Here is a 14,591-nt window from a genome sequence, read left to right as displayed (position 1 = left end):
TGTGCTGAGTTGCCGAGAAAAACGGCACGGCAAATCGAGCCGGTGACCTTCGTGGAGGTGAAACGAAACTTCGGTTGTGCTCAGTTGGTTCCGGGCGGATCGAGTGTCGCGTCGACGAACCGGGATTGTTCGGCGAGGAAGGCAGAGAACTCGGGTTCGGTGAGAACTGCGCTGTTCCAACCATTTCGGTCGGACAGCTCGTTCCACCGTGGACTTGCCGCAAGATTCCGCACTAAATTCTGTAAATGCTGACGCTGGTCGTCCGTCAATCCGGGGGGCGCCATGAGACCCCGCCAGTTGGTGAACGTGACGTCGACGCCCGACTCCGCCATGGTCGGTGCATCCACCGCCGGAGTGCGCTCCGGCGAACTGACCGCAAGGACCCGAACCGTGCCTGCCGCAATCTGATCCAGGTACTCCCCGATACCGGTGGCGGCGACGTCGACCTGCCTGGTCAGCAGCGCCGGAAGTAGTTCTCCGCCGCCGTCGTAGATTCGGTAAGGGGACAGCGACGGATCGACGCCGACCGCCCGTGCGAACAGAAGGCGGAACAGCCCGTCCGGTCCGCCTTCACTCGAACCACCACCGATCGAGATCGACGACGGATCCGCCACCCAGGCCTGCGTCAGATCTGCCAGAGTTTTGTACGGCGAATCTGCCGGCACCAGTACAGCTTCCGGTTCTTCGACCAGTCTCGCGATCGGTGTCACGTCGGAAAGGGTGTGCTCGGACGGCAGTATCTCGAGCGAACCGAGAACGCCGAGTCCCATGACCATGAGTAGATCGGGATTTCCGCGTTCGAGAGCCAACCGGTTGAGTCCGACGATGCCACCCGATCCGGGCAGAACTACGACGTCGGCGTCGACGGTCCCTTCGTCGGCCAGTGCCTGCACCATGGTCCGGGCGGTCAGGTCGTAACCACCACCGGCCACCGAGGGCACCAGTACACGCAGTTCTTCGGAAGTCTCACCCGCTCGACCACCGGCGAAGAAGGACTCGACCGGAGTGCATCCGGTCGAGAGCACGAGAGCCATCGCGCAAGCACCGAGCAGGGCGATATGCCTGCTCAGTCGCTTCGATGTCCTCATGGCCTTGTCCTTGTCTGCTGGCTGTCTACTGGCTGTCTGCTGGTACCGCTGTGTGAACAGGTTTCATACTGACGCACTTTGTGACTGGGGTCACCATTGGGAAAGCAAATTGATTTGTGCTCATTGTGCTCACGAACAACTGCTTTCCCGGCATCGAACCGAAGGCTAGGGTCTGGCTGGTGTCCTCAGGAAACGAGCAGGCCGAGCGAGAGCGCAAGTCGCCTCTGCGTGAGCGCCTGTTTCGGCGCCGGCACACTCTGGCGACCCAACTTCTCGAACTGCAACTTCTGATCGTCGTCGCAGTTCTCGTGTGTGTCACCGCCCTCTCTCTCGCTCAGTCGTCTGCGAGTTTCCAACGCGAGGAGGGACGTCGCGCACTCTCGGCAGCGGAATCACTAGCAGCCAATCCAGCGGTACGTGAACTACTCCCCCAGGCACAGACTCGTCTCCGCTCCGGACTACAAGGTTCGGTCGACTCGGTACGCGCCATCTCGGGCGTCACCTACGTCTCGCTTGCCGACGCCGACGGCAGTGTCGTCATTTCGACGCGTCCCGGCGATGTCGGCGTCGACGCACGTCAGACACAGGATCGGTCATGGACGGGTTTGGTCGACACGTCCTCCGGCAAGGCAGTGGAAGCGCACGTTCCGATTCTCGGCAGTGAAGGAGGGATCACCGGAACCGCGATCGTCGGCATCGAGTACCCCTCGATCTGGACGCGACTGCTGCAATCTGCACCGAACCTCCTGGTATACCTCGCGGTGGCCTCGCTTCTCGGGGGCGTCGGTTCGATCCTGTTGGCCCGCAGGGTCAAACGGCAGACCCTCGGCATGGAGGCCCGCGAGATCCTGGACCTGGTTCGCCAACGTGAGGCGATGCTGCGTGGCCTCAAGGAAGGTGTCATCGCATTCGACGCGCAGGGAAAGGTGGTGCTGATGAGCGACAGTGCCCACCAACTCCTCGACATCCCACGCGGGAGTGCCGGTAGATCTGTGCGGGACCTCGGTCTCGACGACCGACTCCAGAGTGTACTGACCTCCGGCACAACCGAATCCGATCAGTTGGTTCTTGTCGGAGATCGACTACTCGTCCTCAACACCGTCTTGATCGAATCGAAAGGCCGCACCATCGGGTCGGTCACCACCTTCCGCGACCGCACCGAATTGCGCTCCGTGGAAGAAGAACTCGACGTGACCAAAACCAGCACGGACGCGCTACGCGCCCACATCCACGAGTTCGACAATCAGTTGCACACCATTTCCGGCCTCATCCAGCTCGGCGAGTACGACGAGGTGGTCGGCTACGTCGAGGGCCTGACCATGGAGCGCGCACAGGTCAGTGCGGCCGTGACCGACAAGATCGCCGACGTCGGCACTGCCGCACTCGTGATCGCCAAGATAGGTGCCGCTGCACAGGGATTGGTCACCGTGGAACTGACCTCGGACACGCACCTGGACTCGGTTGATCGCCGACTCGGCCGAGACCTCGTGACGGTGGTCGGAAACCTCGTCGACAATGCCGTCGACGCTGTCGGTGAGATGCCGGAAGCGTCGCGCCGCAAGGTTCGATTGTCGATTCGGGGCCGTGGCACCGCCGTCGAAGTACGGGTCGAGGACGCCGGCCCCGGTATCGCGCCGGAGAATCGCGACAGGGTTTTCGGCCAGGGCTGGAGCACCAAGGGACAATCGAGCGACGGACACGGTTTCGGCTTGGCACTGGTACGCCTGACGTGTCGTCGACGCGGTGGCGACGTCACCGTGAGCAGTCGTTCGACAGAGGGCATCGAATGGACTGTCTTCACCGCAGTCCTACACGACGGAGAGGGCGCATGATCCGGGTACTGGTGGTCGACGACGACTTCATGGTGGCGAAGGTGCACAGCGGATTCGTCTCGCGGATAGACGGTTTCGAAGTGTGTGGCGTCGCCCATTCGGCCGAGGCCGCGCTGGCCGCAGTCGGTGAGTTCCAACCCGACCTGGTGCTTCTCGACGTCCACCTGCCGGGCACCACCGGACTCGATCTGATCGCCCCGTTTCGCGAGCTGGCACCGGAGCTGGATGTTCTTGTCATCACGAGTGAGCGCGAGGCCGGCTCGGTCAAGAAGGCGCTGCGCAGCGGCGTCGTGCATTACCTGATGAAGCCATTCACGTTCGAGGTTCTCCGTGAGCGTCTCGAGCGTTACCGATCGACATACGCGAATCTCGACAGCTCCGGCGAAGCAGAACAGACAGCAGTGGACGAGGCCTTCGGTGTGGCAGGTGGCGCGCCCGGGGCGTCGTCCCACAAAGGTTTGCCCAAGGGACTCAGTCCCGAGACTCTTCTGTTGGTCGAGACAGCTCTGCGAGACGACACCGAACCCGCCTCGGCAACAGACATTTCCGAGAGAGTCGGTATCTCGCGCGCGAGCGCGAGGCGCTACCTCGAGTACCTCTACGAGTCCGGGCGGTCCACCACCTCGCTGAAATACGGAGTGGTGGGCCGCCCGGAGCGTCGTTACGTCTGGAAACGCTGACCCTTCGCTACACGACGCTGGTTCCTAGACTGCGCGGGCGCTGGTCTCCCAGTACCGCGCGCGCAGTGCCTTCTTGTCCAGCTTGCCCAGCGGTGTCAACGGGAGTGAATCCACGAAGTCGATGCTCTTGGGAGCGTGAACCGAACCCTTGGCTGCCTTCACCTTGTCGACCAGTTCCTCGGTGTCCACGGTCAGTCCGGCACGAAGCACCACGCAGGCCTTGACGGCTTCGCCCCACTTGTCGTCCGGTACACCGACTACCGCCACCGATGCGACGGACGGGTGCGCCGAGATCACGTCTTCGATCTCGCGCGGGAACACGTTGAAACCACCGGTCACGATCATGTCCTTCTTGCGATCGACGATGGACATGAACCCGTCCTTGTCCTTACGTGCGATGTCGCCGGTGTGCAGCCAACCCCCGCGGAACGCCTCGGCGGTTTCGGCCGGCTTCTTCCAGTAGCCCTTCATGATCAGCGGGCCGCGCACGCAGATCTCACCGAGCTCTCCCTGCGGCACCTCATTGAGGTCGTCGTCGAGCAACCGGACGTCGAGCCATGGCACGGGCCGCCCACAGGTAGCGAGGCGGGCCGGATCGTCGGCGACGTGTTCTTCCTTGCGCAGCACCGAGATTGTCATGCCGCACTCGGTCTGACCGTAGAACTGGAAGAAGATCTGCCCGAACTTCTTGATGCCCTCTTGCAATCTGGCCGGGGACATCGCGGACGCTCCGTAGAACAGCGTCTGCAAACTCGATACGTCACGCTTGGGCAGATCGGGGTGGTCCATGAGCATGTAGATCATGGTGGGCACCAACATGGTTGCCGTGATCTTGTGCTTCTCGATCGCCTCGAGCACGGCCCCCGGTTCGAAGGCGGGCAGGACGATCAGAGCGCCGCCGCGCAGCAAAGTCGGGATGAAGAACGCCGCGCCTGCATGTGAGAGTGGCGTGCAGATGAGAAAGCGGTTGTCCTCGGGCCACTGCCACTCCGACATCTGGATCTGATTGAGCGCTGCACCCGAACGGAACGATCCCACAACACCTTTGGGCTTACCGGTCGTTCCACCGGTGTAGACCATGCTGCTGGCGTCTTCGGCATCGACGTGCGCTGCCTTCAGCGGCGCAGGCTCGAATGTCGCGGCCAGAGCAAGGATGTCGATCCCCACTTCGGACGGGCCCATCGAGAGCACGTTGGTCAGCGAAGGCGACGACGCCTTCAACTCGGCGGCACGCTCTTCGAAGGCATTGGGATCGAAGATGAGGGTCTCGATCTCGGCGTCGTCGACGATGTACTTGTGGTCGTCGAGCGATCCCATCGGGTTCAGGGCACTCGCCCGGCAGCCGGTGATCATGGTCGCGCCCATGCTGATCAGCACCTCGGGGCGGTTCTTCGACAGCATCGCGGTGCTGGTGCCCTGAGTGATTCCCAGCGACGCGAGAGCCTGGGCGAAGCAGCTGATCTGATCGCGCATCTGCCCTCCGGTGAGGATCACGTCTCCGAGGTACAGCGCAGGCTTGTCGTGATTGCGTTCCAGAGCGGTGATGAGCAGGTCCGGACCGTATACCGGTCGGTGCAGGTCAGCGAACTCGTCTGTCATCTGGTCTTCCTTCTGCTCGGCGCGTGCAGTCATCGAGATGTGCTCCCGGTCACGGATACGATATCCAGAATTGCACAAAACTGGAACAGGTTCCACCTCTTCGAACGAATCCGAGAATGCTCCCGATCAGCGGGAAGCCCGTCGTCACCCGCGAGAGCGGTGGTTAGCGTCGATGTACCCACCGAGACGACAGCGTCTCGGTCGCGTCCAACGGAGAGTGTCATGACTACCAACCTCGGTACCGCCCACTTCACGGCATCTGCTCCCCGTACGTCCACCACGCTCCTCTCGGATTTCGACTCGCTGTACGGCACCGTGCGCTCGGCACCCGACGGGTCCGTCGTCGAACAGGACGTCGTGTTCTTCGGGCGCCCTGATCCGGGCGCGCTGCTCACCGGATCCGTGAGGCCGCTGGGCTCGACTCTCGAGCGAATCACCGAATACCACGACCAGACCGGGCATCTGGTTGCCGAGGTCTTCGTCCGGGAAGCCCCGACAGCGGCCACCGGAACCGATTCCGTTGCTGCCCTTGCCGATTTCGCCGCTCGTCGTTACGGTTCGGCGTCGCTACGACGGTTCCGCGGACGTTGCACCGCAACTTCCGCGGGAGCAGATCTGAACTGCTCCGTGACGGTGCTCGCTACGTACGAGAAGGACCACGAGAGCGTCGCCGACGTAGCTCTGGTCGCCACCGATCCCACCGGGGTCGTCACCGCTCGGGCCTGGGCGACTTACGCGATCGACGATGTGGCGACACTCGCGAGCTGAATCTCTGCAGGTCACCGAGCGGGTGTTCCATCCAGCGGGAACTGCCGTATCTCCAGAGGACGCTTCGTCGTTGTATGAGACGGATCACATCACTGGAGCGTCGCAAGACGCGGCTCGGAGGAAGACATGGCACTCGGAACCGGCCCACTCACCACTACGGACGCCTCGACGCAGTCGGGCGCCGGCGAGGAAATTCGAGAAATCGAAGCGGCAGCGCCCCCGGCGCGGTTCGCGCGTGGATGGCACTGCCTCGGACTGAGCAATACCTATCGCGACGGTCAGCCCCACCAGATCGAGGCATTCGGCACCAGCCTTGTCGTCTTCGCCGACAGCAAGGGCGACATCAAGATTCTCGACGCCTACTGCCGCCACATGGGTGGCAACCTCGCTCACGGAACCGTCAAGGGCGATTCGATCGCCTGCCCGTTCCACGACTGGCGTTGGGGCGGTAACGGAAAATGTACGGCGATCCCCTACGCACGACGCGTTCCGCCGCTGGCCAAGACGCGGGCGTGGACCACACTCGAGAAGAACGGTCAGCTGTTCGTCTGGCACGATCCCCAGGGAAATCCCCCGCCCGCCGAGGTCACGATTCCCGACATCGAGGGCTTCGGAAGCGATGAGTGGAGCGACTGGAGCTGGAACACGCTCACCATCGAAGGCTCTCATTGCCGCGAGATCGTGGACAACGTCGTGGACATGGCCCACTTCTTCTACGTTCACTACTCGTTCCCCAAGTACTTCAAGAACATCTTCGAAGGTCACGTCGCGAGCCAGTACATGGAATCGGTGGGACGCGAGGACATCATCAGCGGCACCAACTACGGCGATCCCAACGCTGTTCTTCGTTCGGATGCTTCGTATTTCGGGCCGTCGTACATGATCGACTGGATCAAGAGCGAAGCCAACGGGCAGATCATCGAAACTGTATTGATCAACTGCCACTACCCCATCTCGAACAATGCCTTCGTGTTGCAGTACGGCGCGATGGTCAAGAAGCTTCCCGGTATGGACGACGAGTCCACTGCCGCGATGGCCGCGCAGTTCACCGAGGGCGTCGAGATGGGATTCCTTCAGGACGTGGAGATCTGGAAGAACAAGGCCCCGATCGACAACCCGCTGCTCTCGGAGGAGGACGGCCCGGTTTACCAGTTGCGGCGCTGGTACAACCAGTTCTACACCGATGTCGAGAACGTCACGGAAGACATGACGAAGCGCTTCGAATTCGAGATCGACACTACCCGCGCAGTGGAGAGCTGGAAGCGGGAAGTCGCCGAAAACGTTGCCGCACGTGACGCCCAGGCGCTCGAGACAACCTCCTGATTCGCAGTCGAAAACACTGCTGAGACAACCTGACTGAACGCAAGGAACAACATGACGTACGAAGTGCTCGAACAGATCAACGCGATGGCCGACGACATCTTCGCCGAAGGCATCGAGGCCGAGCGGATCGGCCGGGTGGCCGACGACACCGCCAAGAAGATGAAGGCAATCGGTTCCATCCGCATGCTCCAACCCAAGGAACACGGCGGAATGGAGGCGCATCCTCGCGAGTTCGCCGAGACCGTGATGCGCATGGCTTCGCTCAATCCCTCGGCCGGCTGGGTACACGGGATCGTCGGAGTTCACCCGTGGCAGCTCGCGTTCGCGGATCCCAAGGTGCAGCAGGAGATCTGGGGATCGGATCCCGACACCTGGATGGCATCGCCGTACATGCCCGGCGGAATGTGTATCCCCACCGACGGCGGCTACAAGTTCTCCGGCCGCTGGCAGTTCTCTTCCGGCACCGACCATTGCGACTGGGCTTTCCTCGGTGCGATGGCGTGCGACAAGGACGGCAACATGGAGATGCCGCCGCGCATGCTCCATGTGATCATTCCGCGCACCGACTACGAAATCATCGAAGACTCGTGGGATGTCATGGGACTTCGCGGCACCGGCTCCAAGGACCTCGTGGTCAAGGATGCGTACGTCCCCGAATACCGCGTCATGGACTGCGACGAGGTCATCGACGGAACGGCGGTGCGCAAGTACGGGCGCACCGAGACGCTGTACCTGATGCCGTGGTCGAACATGTTCCCCCTCGGTATCACCGCCGCCACCATCGGCATCTGCGAGGGAATGCTCTTCCACGCCAACGAGTACCAGGCCGATCGCATCAACGCACAGGGCACGGCAGTCAAGGACGACCCGTACACCTTGTTCGCCATCGGTCAGGCAACTGCCGACATCCGGGCAGCCCGCGACACCCTGCTGGCCAACGTCGACCGCATGTGGGATCGAGTGGATGCCGGCAAGGAAGTGACCTTCGAGCAGCGGGCCGAGGGACGTCAGACTCAGGTGCAGGCCGCCTGGCGCGCAATCAATGCAATCGATCAGGTCTACCCGCGCTGCGGCGGCAACGCACTGCGGATGGACAAGCCGCTTCAGCGATTCTGGCGCGACGCTCACGCGGGACAGCACCACGCAATTCACGTGCCGGGCACCGTATTCCACGCCGCCTCGCTGAGCCGTCTCGGCGCAGATCCGCAGGGTCCGCTGCGGGCGATGATCTGATCAGACTTCGACACAAGAAATCGACAGGAACAGAACACGATGACACACACTGACATCAAGGGACTTGGCTACGTCAAGATCTCGACCAACGACATGGCACGTTGGCGCACTTTCGCTTTCGATGTTCTCGGATTCGCCAAGGGCAGTGGGCCGGACGAGAACGCTCTCTACCTACGGCTCGACGAGCGTGCTGCTCGCATCGTCGTCGTCGAGGGTGAGCGCGACGAGATCGTCAACATCGGTTGGGAGGTCGCCGATCACGCCGCACTGCGCCGCGTTCAGGAGGCCCTCGAAAAGAACGGCACCGAGGTGGAGCAGCTTTCGCTCGCCGAAGCGGATGCTCGACGGGTCGAAGAGGTCATCGCCTTCACCGATCCCGGTGGAGCAGCCATCGAGGTCTTCCACGGCGCGATCCTCGACCACAGCCCCGTGGTGACGCCCTTCGGCGCTCGATTCGTCACCGGCGCACAGGGTCTCGGCCACGTCGTGCTCCCGGTGATGGACAGTGCTGCGAGCTTCGACTTCTACACCGAGGTGCTCGGCTTCTACCCGCGCGGCGCCTTCCGCCTGCCGGCCCCGCCCGAATTCGGGCCGCTGCGAATCCGTTTCATGGGCGTCAACGAGCGTCACCACAGCTTGGCCCTGTGCCCGGCACCGCACGGCGGCGCACCCGGCCTGATTCACATCATGGTCGAGGTCGACACCCTCGACGCTGTCGGCCAGGCTCTCGACCGCGTGATGAAGGACGGATTCTCCGTGTCGTCGACCCTGGGTCGCCACACCAACGACAAGATGATCTCCTTCTACGTCCGCGCACCCGGCGGCTGGGACATCGAGTTCGGCACCGAGGGCGCGAAGGTGGATCAGGACTCGTACTCCTCCGAGGAGATCACCGCTGACAGCTACTGGGGCCACGACTGGTCCGGAAGCGAACCGCTGGCAGCTATGTAGTACCTGTCGGCGACGATGTAGTACCTGCCGGTGACGATGTAGTACCCGCCGGTAGTGAACCGACGAAGGGGCTTGCGCGAGCATTCGCGCAAGCCCCTTCGTCGTTTCCACCGTGACGCGCCCGAAAACAGACCGGTGATCCACTTCACAAATCCAGAACTCTATGACACTATTTCTAATTGAAATAGCCAGTTCACTGGTTGTGGAGCTCTAAGAGAAGTGAGGTACACGATGACACTGCAGGCTGTGGATGCTTTAGGCGCCGATTCGGCCCCGACAGCAATTCTCGATCGCGTCTCGCTGGTTCTCGACGCCTTCGACGGTCCCGGCAGGTTGACGCTCGCTCAGGTCGTTCGGAGCACGGGCCTGCCACGCTCGTCTGCCCACCGCATGCTCGAACGTCTCGTCTCGATGCGTTGGCTGCGCCGCGACGGCCGCGATTACGAACTCGGTATGCGCCTCGTCGAACTGGGATCGCTCGCGGTTCATCAAGACCGCCTCCACGCTGCAGCCATGCCGCTCCTCCACGAGCTCTACCGCGTCACCGGCTTCGTGGTTCACCTCGGCATCCTCGACGGGCCCGATGTGGTCTACATGGAGAAGATCGGCGGACGCCTCGCTGCCGCGGTGCCGACGCGTGTGGGTGGTCGACGCCGGGCCGAGACCACCGCGATCGGTCAGGCACTGCTTGCATTCGGTTCGCCGAAGTCCTCGGGCTACGCACTGCCCCACCTCGCCAGGATTCGCGAATCAGGGGTTGCATTCGAAACCGGAAACGGCCTACCGGGATTCAGCTGTCTTGCGGCACCGATCGGCCCCATCGGCCGCGCTGTTGCCGCGGTATCCATCTGCGCGCCGTCGAAGGCTCTCCGACTCGACCACGTCAGCGCAGCGCCGGTTCGGATGGCGGCCGCTGCCATTTGGCGTGGCATCGACGGCGGATCGCTGAGCGTCACTCCGACGTTGCAGCGTCGTCACCTGCTGCGCAACATGCCGACCGCAGCCGGGGCCTGACTCAGATATTCGAGCCGTTGCCGGTGAGACCGGCTTGCTCGAGCGCCAACACGTACTCCTCGACGTTCTTCCATCTGCCAGGCGTCGAGGGCAACGGCGATCCCAGTCGGTCGTGCTCGGCGACGTTCGCGAACTCGGCGGACGCACGATCGATGTCTTCGAGTAGTTCGCGAGCAAGTTCGATCTCGGCTCGGAAGTACCGTTCCGACCATCGCAACGTCATGACCGGGAACGACCAGGCCGGCTCGTTCTCGGCATGATCTGCGTGGAGTTTCGCGCGTCGAATCTGCTCTTCGACGTTGGCGATATGGGCTTCGACCAGTGCCTTCAGTCGCTCGGGTTCGTTGAGGTGTCCCATCCACAGACGCAACATGACGCCGTGCTTGAGCACCGGGACTTCCACCGGCGCCTCCCGTGACCACGTCCGGACGGCGTCGGTTCCTGATTGGGTGATCGAGTAGAGGCGCTTGCCCCGCACCCCGGGCTCGGAGACGACCCGGGACTCCACGAATCCGATGCTTTCGAGCTTCTTCAGCTCTGCGTAGACCTGGCTGATGGACGGGCTCCAGTAGAAGAAGCCGACACTCCAGTCGGCCCACTTCTTCAAATCGTTTCCGGTCAGTTCCTCCCCGAACGTCAGCATCCCGAGCACTGCCCAGCTGGTAGCGGGAAGTCCTCGGGACACGTCATCAGGTTCGGACATGCCCGAAGTCTAACAATCACTGGTGATTTGCTGGTTTCGTAGAATCCGAACGGACCGCTGAGCGGGATCAAATTTGCCCGAGACCCCTCCACCTGACACTCGGTCGGTCCGAACCCGTGGCGAGAAGCCATTGCTGCCATTGAGTGGGACTGCCGCTGGATTACGACCGCGGCGCCACACATCGTTGCTTCTGAAGCTGTTTGCAGAGTTTTGAACAGAGATTTGAACAAGGAGACGACATGACCGTGGAAAACGCCGAGCCGCCAGTTCTGGACGGACGCACACTTCGCAACGTGATGAGCAATTTCTGCACTGGCGTCACCGTCATCACCGCTCACGATGGAGACTCACCCCTCGGCTTCACCTGCCAGTCTCTGGTCTCGGTATCGCTCGATCCCCCGTTGCTCTCGTTCTGCCCGGCGAAGACGTCGACAAGTTGGCCGAAGCTTCGCGAATCCGGAACTCTCTGCATCAATGTTCTCGCCCACGATCAGCAGGACATGTGTTCGGCGTTCGCTCGCGGCGGGACCGACAAGTTCCTCGGCGTCGAGTGGGACGCGGCCGGCAACGGCGCTCCGGCGCTCAGCGGCGCACTCGCTCGCATCGAGGCCACCGTCGAGCAGGAGCACGACGCCGGTGATCACACCATCGTCGTCGCACGCATCACCGATCTGAACGTGCTGCGCCACGACGGTCCGCTTCTGTTCTACCGCGGCGGCTTCGGACGCTTCGACGCCTGAATTTCTTGCGGGCCGTCCCGCTGCGTGGGAGATTGCGACGCCGAATCGAGACGGCACCGATAGCGTCCGAAGTAGTTGTCAGACCCTGAACTTCTCGACTGATCGGACTAACTCGATGACCACTCTCGAACCAGACACCACGGCCGCGATCACGGCGACGGTTACCACCTACCTCGACGCCGTGGCTCGCGGATCGTCAGCGGACATCGCCGCCCTCTACGCCGAGAACGCGACACTCGAAGACCCGGTCGGCAGCGAACCCCGTGTCGGCAAAGCGGCGATCACCGAGTTCTACGGCGCTCTCGAGGGCGGTTCGCAAGAGACGGAGCTTCTCACCTTGCGGGTGAGCGGATCCAGCGCGGCCTTCCACTTCCGCGTCGTCACACCGGTGGGCGATCAGGTCTACGAGGTCGAACCGATCGACGTCATGACTTTCGACGCGGACGCCAAGATCACGAGCATGCGCGCGTTCTGGTCACCGGCCGATCTGATTGCACGCTGATGCGTCAGGTCAGCTGTCGGAACTGCGGAAACCGCGTTCTGGTCGAGAAATACAGCGAAGCGCACACCAGCGTTCAATGGCTCGAAGAGTCGCAAGTGGTGTGCCCGGAACTGGGGCGTGAGAACGGTCGAGCCAACGCTCAGCGGACGTGTGGCGCTCTGCGTCAGACGATCAACGACCTTGCCGACGCCGGTGAGCTGGAGATGAGCCTGCGCAGCTACCCGGTGCCGGGCAAGCTGTCCTGAACGCTACCGCGTAGGACTTCGGCGAACGTGCGCGCCGATTCCAAGTCGTCGGCGTTCGGCCGCCCCTTCCGGATACCTCCGAACGGCTTGAACGGAAAATACGTATCCCACGCGCGGGACGAGAAGGCTGCGACCACATCGAAGCCCTTCTGCTCGAGCAGCTGAACCAGTGGACGCGAGAAGCGATGAATCCCCTTGTCGGGAAAACCACTGGTGGCGAAGACAAAAGCCTTGGATCGCCGTTCTTCGGGGAGTGCCTCGATGAACGAGCGTAGATCTTCGTGGTACGAGCGTAGGTAGATGCCGGAGCCGAAGCCCACGAGGTCGTAGTCAGCGAGCTGCGCGGCGTCGATGTCACCGGGCTCGACCACGCGAGCATCGAGAACTTCTCCGATGACGTCGGCGATACGCTTCGTATTGCCATGGGAGACAGAGGTACACACGATGATTGCCTTCATCGACTGCCTTCTTTCGTCGCTGTGTGTCGGACGCCATCTACGTTCTCGCGCAGGTAGATCCAGGTGATGAATCCACCGCAGATTGCAAAAATCACGGCGACAACCGAATATGCGTCGAGCGGAAACCCAGTCCAGATCAAGCCTGCAACAAGGACCATCGCACCAACAGCCAGACCTGCCGATACTTCCTTGGACATTCGCATCCCTCCCCTGGTTCATCACTGACAGTTCCAGGATAGAGGTACCAGCGAAGCTACGGACAGCGGTGACGGTGGGGAATGATGCCGGTATGTCAGCACGATTGAAAGGACGTAGGCGCGCGGTCAACGCTTTGCTCGTCGACGTCGAACAATGGGCCGATGAATACGACGGAGTCAAGGCTCTAGCGCTGGTCGGGTCCTACGCGCGCGGCGCGGAGCGTATGGCGAGTGATCTTGACCTGATGATCCTGGCCGACGACGCGAACGCGCTCGCAAATGAAGACTGGTTCGTGCGGCTCCGCCCCGACGCGCGATTCATCAGAGCCGCGAACTGGGGGCCAGTTCGAGAACGACGCTTCCGCCTACGGTCCGGCCTCCTCGTCGAGCTGAATTTCGCGAGCGAGAGCTGGGCGGACGTTCCGCTCGACGCGGGCACTCGACGTGTTCTCGAAGACGGACACCGAATCCTGTACGACACGGGGCCTCTTCGTGTCGCTGCGAGTGCTGTAGGAATTGATCGATGAGCACCGCGTCGGTCTTCGAAACCTTAGCCGCCGAAATATCCGCGTTGCGCGGCTCGCCTCTCGTCGCGATCGACGGTGTCGATGGGAGCGGCAAGACGACATTCGCGAAAAGCCTTACAGCGCAGCTGAATGCACGCACAGCCATCGTGATTCACGTCGATGACTTTCTGAATCCGCCGGAGATTCGTCATCGTAGAGGTCGGCAATCACCGGAAGGCTTCTGGCTCGACAGCTACGACTACGACGCGCTCGAACGACATGTTCTCGATCCGTTGGGGCCGGGCGGGAGCAGAAGGTACCGACAACGGCGGGACAGCGACCCGTACCTGCATGCAGCCGATGGAGCGATAGTCCTTGTCGAAGGACTCTTCCTGCATCGAGACGAACTCGCCGAACGATGGGACTATTCGGTCTTCCTCGATGCGCCCTTCGAGGAGACCGCGCGGCGCATGAACCTTCGCGACGGAACGAACGCGGATCCGGATCATCCTTCGATGAACAGATATGTGGGCGGGCAACGGCTTTACTTCGCCGCTGCAAAACCCTGGATCCGAGCCGACTGCGTCATCGACAACTCCGACCCGGGCATGCCGCGCATCCACTCCTGATATCGCGTCGAGATCGCGAGCGATACTCGTATTCCGCCATCCCTCCCGGCCTGGGAATTCTCCCGAACGGTCGCGAGAAGTCGAGTAGGGTCTCTCAATGACGTCACCAACCGCCTCCCGCAT

Annotated in this window: 17 protein-coding genes; 12 read left to right on the top strand and 5 right to left on the bottom strand. The window is 62.2% G+C overall.

All coding sequences use genetic code 11. The features are described from left to right. Nucleotides 1-80 precede the first annotated feature (80 nt). Entirely contained in the window at nt 81-1,088 is a 1,008-nt protein-coding gene (locus B0E55_RS18635; protein ID WP_232816782.1) for a Bug family tripartite tricarboxylate transporter substrate binding protein, read from the bottom strand. 179 nt (nt 1,089-1,267) lie between these two features. On the opposite strand from B0E55_RS18635, the gene B0E55_RS18630 reads away from it, so the two are divergent. Further along, nucleotides 1,268-2,920: a sensor histidine kinase gene (locus tag B0E55_RS18630; protein ID WP_230091105.1), complete on the top strand. Its 1,653-nt coding sequence runs from the start codon at nt 1,268-1,270 to the stop codon at nt 2,918-2,920. Then, nucleotides 2,917-3,600: a response regulator gene (locus tag B0E55_RS18625; RefSeq protein WP_020906624.1), complete on the top strand. Its 684-nt coding sequence runs from the start codon at nt 2,917-2,919 to the stop codon at nt 3,598-3,600. The genes B0E55_RS18630 and B0E55_RS18625 overlap by 4 nt, the downstream gene beginning before the upstream one ends. A 24-nt stretch (nt 3,601-3,624) precedes the next feature. Here B0E55_RS18625 and B0E55_RS18620 read toward each other — a convergent pair whose 3' ends face one another. Continuing rightward, on the bottom strand, nt 3,625-5,199 hold the full coding sequence (locus B0E55_RS18620; protein ID WP_080910223.1) for an AMP-binding protein: 1,575 nt from the start codon (nt 5,197-5,199) through the stop codon (nt 3,625-3,627). A gap of 222 nt (nt 5,200-5,421) precedes the next feature. Between B0E55_RS18620 and B0E55_RS18615 the strand changes: the two genes are divergently transcribed. The 5 genes from B0E55_RS18615 (at nt 5,422) to B0E55_RS18595 (ending at nt 10,488) form a co-directional block, all read left to right on the top strand. Next, entirely contained in the window at nt 5,422-5,967 is a 546-nt protein-coding gene (locus tag B0E55_RS18615; protein WP_041814747.1) for a hypothetical protein, read from the top strand. Nucleotides 5,968-6,093: 126 nt separating this feature from the next. Then, nucleotides 6,094-7,290: a Rieske 2Fe-2S domain-containing protein gene (locus B0E55_RS18610; RefSeq protein WP_020906621.1), complete on the top strand. Its 1,197-nt coding sequence runs from the start codon at nt 6,094-6,096 to the stop codon at nt 7,288-7,290. Between the two features lie 51 nt (nt 7,291-7,341). Further along, complete coding sequence (locus B0E55_RS18605) at nt 7,342-8,523, top strand: acyl-CoA dehydrogenase family protein (RefSeq protein ID WP_020906620.1); 1,182 nt, start codon at nt 7,342-7,344, stop codon at nt 8,521-8,523. Between the two features lie 39 nt (nt 8,524-8,562). Next, entirely contained in the window at nt 8,563-9,474 is a 912-nt protein-coding gene (gene bphC / locus B0E55_RS18600) for a biphenyl-2,3-diol 1,2-dioxygenase (RefSeq protein WP_029254739.1), read from the top strand. A 231-nt stretch (nt 9,475-9,705) separates the two neighbouring features. Further along, nucleotides 9,706-10,488: an IclR family transcriptional regulator gene (locus B0E55_RS18595; protein ID WP_020968790.1), complete on the top strand. Its 783-nt coding sequence runs from the start codon at nt 9,706-9,708 to the stop codon at nt 10,486-10,488. A 1-nt stretch (nt 10,489) separates the two neighbouring features. On the opposite strand, the gene B0E55_RS18590 is transcribed toward B0E55_RS18595, so the two are convergent. Beyond that, a complete protein-coding gene (locus tag B0E55_RS18590) occupies nt 10,490-11,191 on the bottom strand; it encodes a PadR family transcriptional regulator (RefSeq protein ID WP_019749414.1) in 702 nt (233 codons plus the stop codon). 239 nt (nt 11,192-11,430) lie between these two features. Between B0E55_RS18590 and B0E55_RS18585 the strand changes: the two genes are divergently transcribed. The 3 genes from B0E55_RS18585 (at nt 11,431) to B0E55_RS18575 (ending at nt 12,678) form a co-directional block, all read left to right on the top strand. Beyond that, nucleotides 11,431-11,931, top strand: coding sequence for a flavin reductase family protein (locus tag B0E55_RS18585; protein WP_020906617.1), 501 nt, complete (start codon nt 11,431-11,433; stop codon nt 11,929-11,931). A gap of 115 nt (nt 11,932-12,046) precedes the next feature. Beyond that, on the top strand, nt 12,047-12,433 hold the full coding sequence (locus tag B0E55_RS18580; protein ID WP_020906616.1) for a nuclear transport factor 2 family protein: 387 nt from the start codon (nt 12,047-12,049) through the stop codon (nt 12,431-12,433). Beyond that, complete coding sequence (locus B0E55_RS18575) at nt 12,433-12,678, top strand: hypothetical protein (protein WP_020906615.1); 246 nt, start codon at nt 12,433-12,435, stop codon at nt 12,676-12,678. The genes B0E55_RS18580 and B0E55_RS18575 overlap by 1 nt, the downstream gene beginning before the upstream one ends. Here the strand turns inward: B0E55_RS18575 and B0E55_RS18570 are convergent. Both B0E55_RS18570 and B0E55_RS18565 read right to left on the bottom strand, forming a co-directional pair. Next, the gene (locus tag B0E55_RS18570; RefSeq protein WP_020906614.1) at nt 12,651-13,136 is read right to left on the bottom strand and encodes a flavodoxin family protein; all 486 of its coding nucleotides are present in this window, start codon (nt 13,134-13,136) and stop codon (nt 12,651-12,653) included. The two genes, B0E55_RS18575 and B0E55_RS18570, sit on opposite strands and share 28 nt — an antisense overlap. Then, the gene (locus B0E55_RS18565; RefSeq protein ID WP_041815683.1) at nt 13,133-13,333 is read right to left on the bottom strand and encodes a hypothetical protein; all 201 of its coding nucleotides are present in this window, start codon (nt 13,331-13,333) and stop codon (nt 13,133-13,135) included. Before B0E55_RS18565 ends, B0E55_RS18570 begins: the two co-directional genes overlap by 4 nt. Nucleotides 13,334-13,425: 92 nt before the next feature. Here B0E55_RS18565 and B0E55_RS18560 point away from each other — a divergent pair, with 92 nt between their 5' ends. Both B0E55_RS18560 and B0E55_RS18555 read left to right on the top strand, forming a co-directional pair. After that, nucleotides 13,426-13,860 carry a nucleotidyltransferase domain-containing protein gene (locus B0E55_RS18560; RefSeq protein WP_041814745.1) on the top strand — a complete coding sequence of 145 codons (435 nt, stop codon included), beginning with the start codon at nt 13,426-13,428 and terminating at the stop codon, nt 13,858-13,860. After that, nucleotides 13,857-14,468 (top strand): AAA family ATPase, encoded by a 612-nt coding sequence (locus B0E55_RS18555; RefSeq protein WP_020906611.1) that lies wholly within the window; start codon nt 13,857-13,859, stop codon nt 14,466-14,468. Before B0E55_RS18560 ends, B0E55_RS18555 begins: the two co-directional genes overlap by 4 nt. Nucleotides 14,469-14,591: the final 123 nt, after the last annotated feature.

This window comes from Rhodococcus sp. 66b, assembly GCF_002076325.1.
Taxonomy (GTDB): Bacteria; Actinomycetota; Actinomycetes; order Mycobacteriales; family Mycobacteriaceae; genus Rhodococcus_F; species Rhodococcus_F erythropolis.
This window is presented reverse-complemented; position numbering and strand designations above follow the sequence as displayed.

Excerpts from the sequence above, each read along its gene's own strand:
- B0E55_RS18635 (WP_232816782.1), bottom strand. The coding sequence starts at position 1,088 with ATGAGGACATCGAAGCGACTGAGCAGGCATATCGCCCTGCTCGGTGCT.
- B0E55_RS18625 (WP_020906624.1), top strand. The coding sequence starts at position 2,917 with ATGATCCGGGTACTGGTGGTCGACGACGACTTCATGGTGGCGAAGGTG.
- B0E55_RS18620 (WP_080910223.1), bottom strand. The coding sequence starts at position 5,199 with ATGACAGACGAGTTCGCTGACCTGCACCGACCGGTATACGGTCCGGAC.
- B0E55_RS18615 (WP_041814747.1), top strand. The coding sequence starts at position 5,422 with ATGACTACCAACCTCGGTACCGCCCACTTCACGGCATCTGCTCCCCGT.
- B0E55_RS18610 (WP_020906621.1), top strand. The coding sequence starts at position 6,094 with ATGGCACTCGGAACCGGCCCACTCACCACTACGGACGCCTCGACGCAG.
- B0E55_RS18605 (WP_020906620.1), top strand. The coding sequence starts at position 7,342 with ATGACGTACGAAGTGCTCGAACAGATCAACGCGATGGCCGACGACATC.
- bphC (WP_029254739.1), top strand. The coding sequence starts at position 8,563 with ATGACACACACTGACATCAAGGGACTTGGCTACGTCAAGATCTCGACC.
- B0E55_RS18595 (WP_020968790.1), top strand. The coding sequence starts at position 9,706 with ATGACACTGCAGGCTGTGGATGCTTTAGGCGCCGATTCGGCCCCGACA.
- B0E55_RS18590 (WP_019749414.1), bottom strand. The coding sequence starts at position 11,191 with ATGTCCGAACCTGATGACGTGTCCCGAGGACTTCCCGCTACCAGCTGG.
- B0E55_RS18585 (WP_020906617.1), top strand. The coding sequence starts at position 11,431 with ATGACCGTGGAAAACGCCGAGCCGCCAGTTCTGGACGGACGCACACTT.
- B0E55_RS18580 (WP_020906616.1), top strand. The coding sequence starts at position 12,047 with ATGACCACTCTCGAACCAGACACCACGGCCGCGATCACGGCGACGGTT.
- B0E55_RS18575 (WP_020906615.1), top strand. The coding sequence starts at position 12,433 with ATGCGTCAGGTCAGCTGTCGGAACTGCGGAAACCGCGTTCTGGTCGAG.
- B0E55_RS18570 (WP_020906614.1), bottom strand. The coding sequence starts at position 13,136 with ATGAAGGCAATCATCGTGTGTACCTCTGTCTCCCATGGCAATACGAAG.
- B0E55_RS18565 (WP_041815683.1), bottom strand. The coding sequence starts at position 13,333 with ATGTCCAAGGAAGTATCGGCAGGTCTGGCTGTTGGTGCGATGGTCCTT.
- B0E55_RS18560 (WP_041814745.1), top strand. The coding sequence starts at position 13,426 with ATGTCAGCACGATTGAAAGGACGTAGGCGCGCGGTCAACGCTTTGCTC.
- B0E55_RS18555 (WP_020906611.1), top strand. The coding sequence starts at position 13,857 with ATGAGCACCGCGTCGGTCTTCGAAACCTTAGCCGCCGAAATATCCGCG.